General features: G+C 33.9%; 10 protein-coding genes and 2 pseudogenes. 4 read left to right on the top strand and 8 right to left on the bottom strand.

Going from position 1 to position 14,062, the window contains the following annotated elements; genetic code table 11:
- The first annotated feature begins 80 nt into the window (after positions 1 to 80).
- On the top strand, positions 81 to 677 hold the full coding sequence (locus tag JI747_RS06830) for a superoxide dismutase (protein ID WP_225687188.1): 597 nt from the start codon (positions 81 to 83) through the stop codon (positions 675 to 677).
- A 73-nt stretch (positions 678 to 750) separates the two neighbouring features.
- Here JI747_RS06830 and JI747_RS06825 read toward each other — a convergent pair whose 3' ends face one another.
- The 5 genes and pseudogenes from JI747_RS06825 to JI747_RS06805 form a co-directional block, all read right to left on the bottom strand.
- Positions 751 to 2,586, bottom strand: coding sequence for a T9SS type A sorting domain-containing protein (locus JI747_RS06825; protein ID WP_225687187.1), 1,836 nt, complete (start codon positions 2,584 to 2,586; stop codon positions 751 to 753).
- 3 nt (positions 2,587 to 2,589) lie between these two features.
- Positions 2,590 to 3,549, bottom strand: a complete 960-nt coding sequence (locus JI747_RS06820; RefSeq protein WP_225687185.1) for a hypothetical protein — start codon at positions 3,547 to 3,549, stop codon at positions 2,590 to 2,592.
- A gap of 3 nt (positions 3,550 to 3,552) precedes the next feature.
- Positions 3,553 to 3,900 (bottom strand): annotated as a pseudogene (locus JI747_RS20425) (hypothetical protein); the annotation flags it as partial.
- Between the two features lie 350 nt (positions 3,901 to 4,250).
- Positions 4,251 to 4,622: pseudogene (locus tag JI747_RS20525) on the bottom strand (hypothetical protein); the annotation flags it as partial.
- A gap of 597 nt (positions 4,623 to 5,219) precedes the next feature.
- Positions 5,220 to 6,419, bottom strand: coding sequence for an endonuclease/exonuclease/phosphatase family protein (locus JI747_RS06805; RefSeq protein WP_225687182.1), 1,200 nt, complete (start codon positions 6,417 to 6,419; stop codon positions 5,220 to 5,222).
- 239 nt (positions 6,420 to 6,658) lie between these two features.
- On the opposite strand from JI747_RS06805, the gene JI747_RS06800 reads away from it, so the two are divergent.
- The 3 genes from JI747_RS06800 (at position 6,659) to JI747_RS06790 (ending at position 12,002) form a co-directional block, all read left to right on the top strand.
- A complete protein-coding gene (locus tag JI747_RS06800) occupies positions 6,659 to 9,394 on the top strand; it encodes a TonB-dependent receptor (RefSeq protein WP_225687181.1) in 2,736 nt (911 codons plus the stop codon).
- 9 nt (positions 9,395 to 9,403) lie between these two features.
- Positions 9,404 to 11,470: a DUF5689 domain-containing protein gene (locus JI747_RS06795; RefSeq protein ID WP_225687180.1), complete on the top strand. Its 2,067-nt coding sequence runs from the start codon at positions 9,404 to 9,406 to the stop codon at positions 11,468 to 11,470.
- Between the two features lie 91 nt (positions 11,471 to 11,561).
- On the top strand, positions 11,562 to 12,002 hold the full coding sequence (locus tag JI747_RS06790) for a hypothetical protein (protein WP_225687178.1): 441 nt from the start codon (positions 11,562 to 11,564) through the stop codon (positions 12,000 to 12,002).
- A 59-nt stretch (positions 12,003 to 12,061) separates the two neighbouring features.
- On the opposite strand, the gene JI747_RS06785 is transcribed toward JI747_RS06790, so the two are convergent.
- The 3 genes from JI747_RS06785 to JI747_RS06775 are packed head-to-tail and all read right to left on the bottom strand — an operon-like array spanning position 12,062 to position 14,059.
- Entirely contained in the window at positions 12,062 to 12,532 is a 471-nt protein-coding gene (locus JI747_RS06785; RefSeq protein WP_225687176.1) for a DUF6702 family protein, read from the bottom strand.
- Positions 12,533 to 12,590: 58 nt separating this feature from the next.
- Positions 12,591 to 13,340, bottom strand: coding sequence for an LOG family protein (locus JI747_RS06780; RefSeq protein ID WP_394371128.1), 750 nt, complete (start codon positions 13,338 to 13,340; stop codon positions 12,591 to 12,593).
- 5 nt (positions 13,341 to 13,345) lie between these two features.
- On the bottom strand, positions 13,346 to 14,059 hold the full coding sequence (locus tag JI747_RS06775; RefSeq protein ID WP_225687174.1) for a nucleotidyltransferase family protein: 714 nt from the start codon (positions 14,057 to 14,059) through the stop codon (positions 13,346 to 13,348).
- Positions 14,060 to 14,062: the final 3 nt, after the last annotated feature.

Genomic DNA, 14,062 nt, shown 5'->3' with positions numbered 1-14,062 from the left:
ATTTATTAAAGTAATCTCCATTTTTTGAATATAGATCAAATTATGGCTAAATTTGGGTTAATAACATTAAAAATAAAATTATGTCATTTGAATTACCACAACTAGGATATGCTTACGATGCATTAGAGCCGACTATTGATGCAAGAACTATGGAAATACACCATACAAAGCACCACCAAGCATATATTGACAACTTAAATAACGCAATTAAAGGAACTGAGCTAGAAGGAAAAACTATCGAAGAAATTTGCCAGACCGGAACAGATAAACCAGCAGTAAGAAACAATGGGGGAGGACACTTCAACCACTCTTTATTCTGGGAAATCTTAACTCCAGGTGGAAGCAATGAGCCTGTAGGAAATGTAAAAGCTGCTATCGAAGCTTACGGAGGTCTTGAAAAATTCAAAACTGATTTTTCTGATGCTGCTAAAACAAGATTCGGTTCAGGATGGGCTTGGTTGGTAAAAAATGCTGACGGTTCCGTTTCTGTTTCTTCTACTCCAAACCAAGATAATCCTTTGATGCCTGTTGCAGATGTAAAAGGAACTCCAGTTTTAGGACTTGACGTTTGGGAACACGCTTATTACTTAAACTACCAAAACAGAAGACCTGACTATGTAGCAGCGTTTTTCTCTGTTGTAAACTGGGACAAAGTTGAGGAATTATTCAACAAATAATTGTTGATTATCTATAAGACAAAAGGTTCAGAATTATTTCTGAACCTTTTTTGTTGAATTGAATTGTAATGTATTATTTAACAATAATCTTTTTAGTAACTATTTTATTGTTAATATTAATATTTAATAAATATGTCGCTTTAGGCAAATTTTGTACATTGATTTGAGTAGAGTTTCCTTTTAAAATATTTTTTCCTGACATATCGTATAATTCCCAAGAAATTAGTTTTTCATTTCCGGAAGTGATGTTAGTGTAATTTGAAGTTGGGTTCGGATAAATTTTCACGTCTGATATTACAGAAGCTTTTACCTCTTTGAAATAACTGTTTGATGGAGAACTATATTTTGTAAGACTTTCAATGATCCTATCACATGGACCAATATAAGCACGAAATAAGCTTCCCTCCGTAGCTTTTACATAAAAGCCATCATTCAATATAACATCTGTACCAGCTTTATAATTTACAATTAAACCATTATTAATTACAGAAGATGCTGTAATATGCTGTCCTGCCTGGAAGTCCTGGGATGATGTAACAGGAGCAGTAATATCTAAGTTATCGGGACAAGGATTTACACTTCCTAAACTTGGAATTAATTGAGGAAATGAAAAGCCATTTACTGTGCCTGTCACAGAAGTAATCATTGTTAGTGGATTTGTTGAAGGATTCCATATGGTCGGATTGTTGATTACCAGCCATTTATAGCTATAATAAACATTGTTAATAGTACTTCCAAATGAAACAGGAAAATATTGGGGATCTTGTACACTTGCTTGACCTTTACTATTTTGAATCATATAGATTTTCCCATTTGTTGCTCTTTGTAAAGCTCCAGTTGCTCCATTAAATTCTAAAGGGTACTCATATTCTGAGGGTAGTAAGTTATTGTATCCTCTTAAAGCTCCTGTAGATATGTTATACATAGCAAGACCGGATTTCACAATGCCGCAACAAAGAATGCTTCCGGATATTGTAAAATAAATAATATTACTGTCAGGCGAAAATTCTGCGCTGTTAGGCATAAATGCAACATCAGTATATTGACTGATTTGGTTACTCGGAATAATATTTATCTGATTGCTAACAATCCCTGTTGTATTACTAAAATCAGAAAGAAATACACCACCAGTAGTGTTTATATTTGCTCTAGTAAGAAGTTTTTTACTATCTGGAGAGATTTTGATGAAAGAACCATATCTTGCAGAGCTTGACACTGGGGTTGTATTTAAACCAGTTGCATCTAATTTATAAGATAAAATATTTCCATCTTTAGCCGTTACAATCCAATAAGACTTACCATCACTCCCAAAAGTAAATGTTAATGCATTTGTTGTAGAATTATCATAACTAAATGGATCTACGGTTGGTGATGATGGGTTTGTAAATAGAATGTTATTTGAAGAAGTGACTTCTCCTAGGCCTCCTCCTAAAGACATATCAACAATAGCATATCTTAATCCATAATTAAAAACTGCATATCCAAAAGTATCTTGATCATTGGTAGTTCTATTTCCATTAATATAAAAAACATAATATTTTGTGTTTGAATTAGGAAGAGGAACTATGATTGAAGATTGATCTGAAGGGTTTCCCGTTGCGTTAAATGCTGGATTTAATGGACTTCCAAACAGATGATCTCCACCAGTCATGACTTGATTATTTTTATTGTAAATCTTATATCCATTACAATAAAAAAGTAGTTCTCCAGTATTTTTATCACTGATAACTGAAGCACCATATCTTATATTAGGACTTAGATTTGTGGTATGTGTAAAACCTGTAGATGAACTGGTAGTGAAAAGCCATTTATTATTTCCAAATAACCAATTGTCATTTTCATGTTGGGCAAAGAGAAAATTAATTCCAAGACTTAAAATGATTGATAATATGTAAATTTTTGTTTTCATGAATTAATTTTTTGTTTTAGAATTATTTTCAAGCTTTTCTATTCTTTTCTGTTGTTCTTTGATTAGCTTGTTCTGTTCAATTGTATAAAGAGTAAGTTCTTCAATTTTTTGTAGAAGCTTAATTTGAAATTCTCCCACATTTACTCCTTCTTTTTCCATTTCTTTAGCAGAAGCAATTTCAGGTAGATGTTTTTTTTCCTTGATATGTTTTTCTACTTCTTCTAGTTTTGGAAGATCATAATCCTTCTCAAAAACAAAATCTGCTGTAGGAGTAAGAGTTACCTTTATTTCTTTGGCTTCTAGTTTGGCATCAATTTTTACGTTGTCAGAGAATGAGGACTTTCCGTTTACATCTAACTTGTACTGTGGGGTTGTGGTTCCAATTCCCACATTCCCTGCACCATCTATTCTTATTCTCTCATTAGATGAAGTGAAAAAACTTAAACCAAAATAACCGGATAGGGTAACTCCACGACCATCATTAGAAGTTCCTGTAGGATATGCTTCTAAAAGTGACATTCCATAATTTGCAATTCCGTTTGTATTATCAGTAGTAATAAATCCAATTCTTCTAGTTGTGTTGGAAGGATAGCTCCAACCTGTAGAATTAATATCCCCTTCAACATGTAACCTGGTCGCAGGTGTTGAAATTCCGATTCCTACATTACCATCTCCTTTTATTATAAAAGGGGTGCTTCCTCCTCCAATATCTCTCACTCTAAGAAAGTGACTTGCTTGAGCGTTTGCAGTGTTTGAAAATGATTGAACGTCTATTGTGAATGGATCTATTAAACTGGAACTTGCTGTTTGATAGATGTGAAGTTTGGCTTCTGGATTTGCTATTCCAATACCAATATTTGTATTTCCAGAGGAAGTTGAAAGAGCGGTTCCATTTGGAATATATATTTGTGCTGATAATAGGGAGGTAGCAAAAATAGATAAGGATAAAATTTTGTTTTTCATGGATTATTTTTTATTAATTTTAGATTCTAGTTCTTTTATTTTATTATTTTGTTCAAGTGTATATAGAGTAAGTTTTTCTATTCTTTCTTGTTGTTCTTTATTTAATTTGTTTTGTTCAATAGTATAAAGAGTCAGCTCCTCAATTTTTTGAAGAAGCTTAATTTGAAATTCCCCCACATTCACTCCTTCTTTTTTCATTTCATTAGCAGAAGCAATTTCAGGTAGATGTTTTTTCTCCTTGATATGTTTTTCTACTTCTTCTAGTTTTGGAAGATCATAGCTCTCTTCAAAAACAAAGTCTGCAGTTGGAGTGAGTGTTACCTTTATTTCTTTGGCTTCGAATTTTCCTTGCGCCATGGCATTTCCATTTTCACCATTAATAATAAAAGCTTTATCCCATTCCCAATTGCTATAATCGGTATCATTAGCACTCCTAAATGCTATGTGTAACGTTTTTCGCCCGTCATCGGGAGTGTGGAATCTCCAAGAATTTGATCCTGAGCTAATTATGTCACTGAAAATTGCATGTCCGGCAACTTCTAATGTTGACTTAGGATCATTTGTGCCTATTCCTATATTACTCGAAGTGGGATTAACAGTTGTTCCAATTGTGCTGCCTGCCGGTGTATAAATTTGTGCTGATGCCACTGTACATGTAAATATGGCCACTGCTAAAATTTGCTTTTTCATAATTTAAAAGATTAGTTTTTATTAATTCTAGATTCTAGTTGTTGTATTTTTTTATTTTGCTGAAGAGTTTGTAAATTGAATTCTTCAATTCTTTTTTGTTGTTCTTTGATTAATTTATTTTGTTCAATCGTATAAAGAGTTAACTCTTCAATTTTTTGAAGAAGCTTAATTTGAAATTCTCCCACATTCACTCCTTCTTTTTTCATTTCATTAGCAGAAGCAATTTCAGGTAGATGTTTTTTCTCTTTAATATGTTTTTCTACTTCTTCTAGTTTTGGAAGATCATAGCTTTCTTCAAAAACAAAGTCTGCGGTTGGAGTAAGGGTTACCTTTATTTCTTTGGCTTCGAATTTTCCTTGTAAAGAAGCATTGCCATTGGTGGAAAGATAAAATTTGGGAGTTGATTCTCCTGCTGTAAACATTCTTATACCTTTGAAGCCTGCCATCCATAATTCAGCTCCATTTAATACTGCAGGTGTTAAAAATCCATATTGAGGTACTGATACGGGTGTTGTTATAGATGAAACATCTGAAGATGTTACAGTAAACCGTGTGTCATCTTGAAAACTGATTGATGAAGATCCTATAGTATAAATATCGCCATTTACAGTAAGTTTTCTTGTTGCATTTTCAATACCTACTCCTACATTCCCATTGGAGGGATTAGTTGTTGCTCCATTTATTCCACCTGTCGGAGTGTAAATTTGAGAGGATAATACTGTAGAGGCAAGAATAGCCAAAAATAAAATTTGCTTTTTCATGAGTTGATTCGTTATTAGTTGGAATTGAAAAATATTCAATCCTGTGTGAATAACAAATCTAATCAAAATTTTGAACGCTTGTTTAAATAATCTATGAATTTTACTTTACGGTATTTAAGCGCGTAAAAATTATTAATCTAATATTTATCTTAAAAAAACTATGCAGATTGATCTTTATTTACATAAAAAAAGCACTCAAAATGAGTGCTTAAGTTGTATTTATTTTTTTACGTGTTCTCTTTGAACTATTGAAACAGCAGGGAAGTGATCACTGTATCCTCCTGTAAATCGGTCTCCGTCCCAAGAACGTAGCGGATATCCTTTCCACTGTCCTTCTTTATTGATTAAATAAGGTGGAGCATAAATTTCTGCTTTATATATAGAATAAGAAGGAGTTATTTTTTCTGTAGTATATAAATTCTTAGAAACAATAATCTGGTCAAATAAGTTAGGAGCGTCTCTGTAAGCAAGAGAGGCAACCCCTGCTTTATATAATTTATACATCAAATTGTAGTAAGGATACTTATCCGAAAGTTCGCTTGGGTCTCCTACTGCATTTAGATATTTTTTCAAACTCGGGCTTACTGGGTCGTCATTGTAATCTCCCATTGAGAATAGTTTTATACCTGGGTTTTCCGCAGTTACTTTATCCATTTCATTTTTTAAAGTGGTAGCAGCTGCATTTCTTTTTGCCTGAGAAATAGCTTCTCCTCCTCTTCTTGATGGCCAGTGATTCATGAAAATCCCAACTTTTTCACCATCCAATAGTCCTATAGCCACTACAATATCTCTGGTATATTCTCTTTTTCCGTTTTCATCAAAATTTTTGATCTCTTTTTTATAAGAATTAAGGACGGAAAATCTTGCTTTCTGGTAAATGATAGCTACATCAATTCCTCTGGCATCATAAGAGTTGAAGTGCACAATGCCATAGTTGCTTTTTGCTAAAGCAGGTTGTTTGATTAAATCTTCAATTACCTGTCTGTTTTCTACTTCGATAAGTCCGCAAATTGCAGGATTGTCATTAGTATATTGTCTTCCTAGCTCAGAAATTACTTTTGCTTCGTTAGCCAATTTCTGATTATAAAACTTGGTTCCCCATCTTTTGGGACTGTTAGCTGTAAAATCATCTGCTAAAATTTGCTTACGGATTACCTTTTTACCAATTAAAAGATCATCACTCCATTCTCCTTTATAATCTTCAGTAGTTTCTAAAAATTTTAAAGAGTCTAATGGTACGCTTCTGTGGAATGCAGGGTTAGAAACAGCAAGAGTTCCGTTGATATAATCAGCGGAAGGAATCGTGTCCCAAAGGTTTTCAACATTCAAAAAACCAATAGCGGCTCTTTTTACTTGTTTCTGCTGAGAGAACGTAAATCCAAAACAAAAAACGGCAATAACGATTAAATATTTTTTCATATTCTTAGTATTTTCAAAAAAATGAGGGGGTAAAATTACTAATTTTATATAAGAAAAAAGATTAAAAAAAATTAATACACGTTTTTTTATAATTAATTGTAAAAAGGTGATATTTTTAGGATAATAATCACACGTTAAGAAAAATTAATAGAATAAATTAGTAAAAATGTTTGAGTTAATGAAAATAGTTCTAAATTTGTTGCCCCTTAATAAAAGAAGGAGTTTAAAAAAGTTTATATATGATTAAAAAACTATCCCTAATCTCTTTGTTTACTTTATTGCCTGCATCTTACTATTTTGCACAAACTACTGTTTTTGCATATGTTAAGGATCAGGAAGGTAAGCCTCTGGAGAGAGCAGAAGTGGATCTTGCACAGTCTGTAAATGATGTAACTGTGGATAAAATTGGATATTTCCAGTTTGTAGATCTAAAGCCGGGTCATTATCTTATTACAGTTACGAAGCCAAACTTTGAATCTAAAATTCTTGAGTTTGATGTAACTGCTGATGAGAAAAGAAAGAATCTAGGTGTTATTACACTTAGTAACAGTGGAGGATCAGATGCAGGAGTAGTGGTTGTAGATGATTCTGCAAGTGATACTGAAGACGGAGGTTCTGCAATGCAGCCTACAGTGGGTCTTTTAAGTTCAGGAAGAGATGCATTCCAAAATGTATCTGCTTTTGAATTAGGAGCATACTGGTTCAGACCAAGAGGTGTAGACAACAGATTTGAGGATGTGTTTTTCAATGGTGTTCCGATGTCTAAAAATGATGACGGAAGAATCGACTTCAGCAACTGGGGTGGTTTGAACGACGTTACCAGATATCCTTACGAAAACGTAGATAATATTACCCCTTCGGAATACACTTTCGGTAACCTTGGTGGTGTTGTTTATTATAATACCAGAGCTTCCAGCTATAGAAAACAAACTTCATTAGCGTATTCATTTACGAACAGAAGTTATTTACATAGAGCATTGGCAACTTATTCTTCAGGTCTGTCTAAAAAAGGATGGGCATTCACTTTCTCAGGAAGCAGAAGATGGGGAGATAATGCAATTATTGATGGAGTTTATCAGGATGCTTATGCATATTTCGGATCTATCGAGAAGCAATTCAGCGATAGACACTCGATCAACCTTACAGGTTTCGGTTCTCCTACCTATAGAGCATCAAACTCTCCGAATACTCAGGAAGTATATGATATTATGGGTAAAAATTATAACTCATATTGGGGATGGCAAGACGGAGAAAAGAGAAACTCAAGAATCAGAAATGTATTTGAGCCGATATTTATGTTAACTGATTATTTGAAAATCGGTAAAAACTCTAACTGGACAAATACTCTTTCTTATCAGTTCGGAAGCGATGCAAGAAGCCGATTAGATTGGTTCCACGCAGCTGACCCGAATCCTACTTACTACAGAAAACTTCCGGGATATGGTCTTTTAACTGAAGAAGAATTCAAAGCTCAGTCTCAAATCGACTGGAATTCTTTATACAGTGCCAACCGTCTTAATCTTAAAAATCCTGATGGAACAGATAGAGGAGCTGTTTATTCAGTCGTAGAAGATGTTAACAAAGATCAGACTTTCAATTTCGCGTCTCACTTTGATACAAGATTAAAAGATAACTGGAAATTGAATATCAACTTCAACTATCAAAATTTAAAATCTGATAACTTCAGAAGAGTAAAAGATTTGTTAGGTGCAAACTTTGCTTACAATCAGAACGCTTTTGACGGAGATGTTAGCTATAATATTGATGATCCTAATGTACAGGCAAAAGAAGGAGACAGAACTCAGTACTCTTATCTTTTGAATAAAAACCATTATTCATTGAACCTTTCATCTGAGGTTGATTTTGCAAAATGGAATGTAGTGGCTTCTATTTTCTCTTCTTATTCAGAATCTTACAGAGAAGGAAATTACAGAAGTTATAGATTCCAAAATAACTCTAAAGGGAAAAGCGCGGTGTATGATGCTTTAGATGCAGGTATTAAAGCAAAAATCACGTACAAGATCGATGGAAAGAACTTTATTGTTTATGATGGAGCTTATTTCAGTTTAGCACCAACATTTAATGAAATTTATATCAACCCGAGAACTGTAGATTTCTTAACTCCAGGTGTTAGAAACCAAGTGATCAACTCAAACGATTTGAGCTATATCATGAGAGGTCAGATCTTGAAATTGAGAATTTCAGGATTCTTAACCACAATCAGCAACGCTACAGAAATTGCCAGATACTATGCCGATGTACAAAGTGGTTCAGGAACTTCTTTGAGTACTTTGGTAAACGAAGCAATGAGCAATGTAAACAAAAGATACATAGGAGCAGAGCTTGGTTTTGATGTGAAAATTCTTCCTACATTGAACGCAACTGGTGCTGCAAGTGTTGGAGAATACAAATACACAAGTGATGCTGATATTGCTACATTTGATGATATCAACCGTTTCAGAGGAGAAGAATTCTGGAAAGGAAAAGCACAGATTAAAAATTATAAAGTTGCGGGAACACCTCAAAAAGCATTCTCTTTCGGCTTAAAATATAACTCTCCAAAATACTGGTGGGTTGGAGCGTCTGCTAACTATTTGATGGATCAGTATGTTGATATTTCTGCATTGAATAAAACACCTTACTTCTATACAGATGCAGGAGGAGATCGTATTGAAGCAGCTACTCCGGATACTGTTTCGAAACTTACAGCTCAACAGAAGTTTGATGATCAGTTTATGTTAAATGCTAATGCAGGAAAATCTTTCGTGTTTGGTAAATACAGAATGGGAATCAGTGTTTCTGTAAACAATATCCTAAACAACAGAAATTATGTAACCGGAGGTTTTGAACAAGGAAGAAACGTAAACTTTGATGATGCACTTGCTGATTCTCAAAGAGCAAGACCTTACTTTGGACCAAAACTTTGGTATGACAAAGGAATCACTTTCTTTACTAACGTGTATTTAAGATTCTAATAAAATATTATGAAAAAATATAATTCAATTCTAAAATATATTTTTGTTGTTATTACGGCCTTACTTATTACAGGTTGTGTACATGATGACAAATATGATGCTCCTAATCTTGATGATTATCAGTGTAGAAACGCAAGTTATTATGAAAATTCGGCTAATGGATTTACAAAATGGACGTTGCATGATTTAAAACTAAAAACTCAGAGTCAGACTTTTACAGATAATGCTTATGTTGAAGGATATGTATCTTCAACTGACGAGACCGGGAATATCTATAAAACAATCTATATTCAGGATGATCCTACCAATCCTACAGAAGGATTAACGGTAAGTGTGGATATGGTAAGTTCATATACAAAGTTCCCTCAAGGTTCTAAAGTATATATCGAGCTGAAAGGTCTTGCTGTTACTACTTACGGAAGTGTAGTACAATTAGGAATGATTACTGATGCCGGAACAAGAATTCCTGAAAAATATGTTCCTTCTCATATCTTTAGAGATTGCAGCGTAAAAGCGACTATTGTTCCTAAAGTAATGACATTTGCTCAAATGGTTACTGCTAATGATAAATACATCGGATGTCTTATCCAGGTAAACAATGCAGAATTTGATGCCAAGGCTTTATGTATGAATTATGCTCCGGATGCTACAACAGTAGACAGAGTGATCAGAGATAACAGTACTACAACTACAAGAATTGTAAGAAACAGTGGATATGCTTCTTTTGCAAATCAGATCATGCCTTCAGGAAATGGTAAATTCGTAGGGATCTACAGCAAATATAACTCTACATACCAATTATACATTAACAGAGTTACAGATCTTGATATGAAGAGTTTCCCTCGTCTAGACGGAATCACTGCAGATCCTTGCCAGTTCAACAGTACTGGTCTTACTCAAAAAACAATTGCTGAGGTAAAACAGCTTTATACATCTGGTAACTGGAATCAGATTACAGGAGATTTCTATGTGAAAGCTCAGGTAACAGCAAATGACGAAACAGGTAACTTATACAAATATGTTTACATTGAAGATGCTACAGGAGGTATTAGATTTAATATTAATAAAACAAGCCTTTATCAGGATAACCGTTTCAGAGTAGGAAAAGATATTTATATCAAATTAAAAAATCTTTATGTAAGCAATGTAAGCGGAGAAATCCAGTTAGGAGGTTTATATAATAGTGGTACAGCTTTCGGAGGGATTGAAGAAGTTGATATTTACAAAAGCGTTTTTGACGGAAATGCTCCGGTAAGAAATGTATCATCTACAGAAAGAACAATTTCTCAGCTTACCAATGCAGATGTAGGAAGATGGATCAAGTTAAAAGGAGTACAGTTTATAGATGCAGATCTATATAAGCCTTATGCTTCCGGAGCAACTACCAACAGAACATTGATCGACTGTACAGGAAAAACAATCGTTTTAAGAACCAGTAATTTTGCAACATTTGCAGGAAAAGATATTGACGGAGGAAAAGGAGATGTTTATGCAATTGTAAGTGCATTCAATGGTACTTATCAGCTTTGGATTCCTTATCAGATCAATGCGGATTTAAATAATCCAAGATGTGACGGATCAGTATATACACCATTGGCAACAATTTATGGAGATGATTTCTCTTCAGGCTTCGCAAATTGGACTACAGTAAGTGTAACAGGAGCAGAAGTATGGACTATTTCTAACCAAGGAAATTCAGGAAATAACTATGCGATGATGAATGGGTATGCTTCCGGAAATAAAGCAAACGAAGATTGGTTGATTTCTAAAGAAGTAAGCCTAGTAGGAAAAACTAAAGCGTTTGTTTCTTTCACAACAGACGTAAGATATGCAGGAAATGCTCTACAAGTGTATGCAACGGATAACTATTCAGGAAATCCTTCTACCACTACATGGACATTGCTTCCGGCAACATTGGATACAAACACGGCTGCTTTTGGTGACTGGGCAAGTTCTGGAAATGTAAATTTAAGTGCTTTCTTAGGTAAAAACGTAAGAATCGCCTTTAAATACACTTCTACGACTTCTGCAGCAGCAACTTGGGAAGTAGACGACTTCAAGATCAAAGGTCAATAATAAATAGCCTTAAAAATAAAAAACGGTAACTCTTTTGAGTTACCGTTTTTTTATATTAATTAGCACAATTATATCTTGATTGAAATAAAATATGAGAAATGATTCCAGAACGATATCGGCTTATTTTGTAATTCTTGGGTTATCTATTATTGCATTCAAATACCTGTATATAGGAGGTCCGAAAATCGGGATATTAAAACATACTAAATATACTGTAGGAAAAATATCCTCACAGTTCTATAAATCAGGGTATGATTACATATTCGTATGGAATGATGACCGAAGAGATGGCCATCAGAATGGTGCTTTTATTCCCGGGCACAAATATTTGGTCGCTTATGATTCAACCAATGTTAAGAACGGATTTTTAATACTGGATAGATTTGATGTCACAGATTCTCTCGAAAAACATCGGATTTTTGGTGAATATGGATTGTATTGGGAAGGATGGTCGCTGCAAAAGATACCATTTCAGTACGATAAGAGCGATATTCAGTTTGAAGTAAAGGAAATACTTAATAAGCACAGATAAAATAAAAGTGTAGTTTTTTCAAGATCTCAGTATTTAGAAAAGACTACACTATTTTTTGTTTAAAAATCAACTTCATTCACTTCTTTTCCTCTTTGGAAATTCATGTTTTTTTGTTTTCCTTTATAAGCAATCGTAACAAGATTTATTTGCTTAGGAAAAGCGCTTAGAAGGATTGTATTTTTTATTTTTAAGGTATTGATATCTGAAACTCCTCCGGTCTCAAAATACACCCATACAGTTTCTCCACTTACCTGACTTCCTGTAAAAGTTATTGTTTTGGGAGCACCATTGACATACACATCAAAATTATTATTCACATATCTTTTTACTTCTGCCTCAAATCCTGCGGTATTAGGATTTATTTTAATGGCATCTGAAATATGATTCGTATTCATCTTTGTGGTAAACTTCAATGTCTTGCTTCCGTCAATATAATCCACTTTTGTCATTGAAGAGAAAAAGTCTACATACATAAAACTCATTAACACAAAAAATGTTAAAATTCCTGATATATATAAAAATTTTTTCATCTTAATTAATAGATTTATAACCATCCTTTTTTTGTATAAGTCACAAATAATATGCCAATTAAAAATTTACGTTCACAGAATACTTATCGTAGAAAGCTTTAATATGCGCTACCGCTTCATCAGCGGTATCTACCACCCTGTAAAGATCCAGATCACCCTCAGAAATCATTCCTTCTTTCAAAAGTGTTGCTTTGAACCAGTCTAATAATCCGCCCCAAAATTCAGAACCAACCAATACAATCGGGAATCTCCCAATTTTTTTTGTTTGAATCAGAGTTAAAGCTTCCGTAAGTTCATCCAAAGTACCAAATCCGCCTGGCATTACAACAAATCCCTGAGAATATTTAACGAACATTACCTTTCTTACAAAAAAGTAATCGAAATTCATTGAGTAAGATTTATTGATATAAGGATTGAAATGCTGTTCAAAAGGAAGATCTATATTTAATCCGATAGAATTCCCATTTGCATTGAAAGCTCCTTTATTTCCTGCCTCCATAATTCCAGGGCCACCTCCTGTGATAATTCCGAAACCTATTTTTGTGATTTTTTCGGCGATCTCTACCGCCATTTGATAATATTTGGTTTCAGGCTTCAGTCTTGCAGAACCAAATATAGAAACACAAGGGCCTATTTTAGCCAGTTTTTCGTAACCATCTACAAATTCTGCCATTACTTTAAAGACCATCCAGCTGTCTTTGGTAATGATTTCATCCCATTTTTTTTGCTTTAAACTATTATGTAGCTTTGTTTCGTTTATATCAAATTCCGGATTTACCAGACTTTCGTCTCTTTCATTCATTTCCATAGCGACTATTTAAAATGTTTCTCGGCTTCTATTACGGATTCTGGTCTTCCCACATCTATCAAAATGCTGTCATGCACAAAACCATGTATATGCTCGGTATGCATTAGATCCAAATATTCTTCCATCACAGAAAACTTGCCGGTTCTTTTTATTTTATCAAAAATACTTGGGTTGATGCAATGAACACCACTAAAAGCTAGTGCTTTAAACCCTTTATTAAATTCAGCGAGCCTTTGTTCTCCGGTTTGTACATTGAGCCATCCCCTTAATACCAAATCATCATTAAAAAGCAGTTTCCTGGAACTGTCTCGATCTGAAACTGCTAAAGTAGCAAAATCTTTTATCTTTTTATGATAGCTTACCAATGTATCAATATTTATATCGGTTAAAATATCAGCATTCATGATCAGGAAGTCTTCTCCGTGATCTAAAAATCTTCTTGCAAAAACTAATCCGCCTCCGGTTTCTAATAATTCTTCAGACTCATCAGAAATTTCAATACTGCAGCCGAAATTATCATTCGTTTTAAGAAAATCAACGATCTGATTTCCAAAATGATGGATGTTGATGACAAAATCCTGTATCCCAAAACTTTTAAGATACCTGATATTTCTTTCCAAAAGAGGAATTCCGTTCACCTTTGCCAAAGCTTTCGGATGATGATCGGTGAATGGTTTTAGTCTTGTTCCTTTTCCTGCTGCAAAAATGAGAGCTTTCATTAT

This window comes from Chryseobacterium tagetis, assembly GCF_016735585.2.
In the GTDB taxonomy this organism is placed as follows: domain Bacteria; phylum Bacteroidota; class Bacteroidia; order Flavobacteriales; family Weeksellaceae; genus Chryseobacterium; species Chryseobacterium tagetis.
This window is presented reverse-complemented; position numbering and strand designations above follow the sequence as displayed.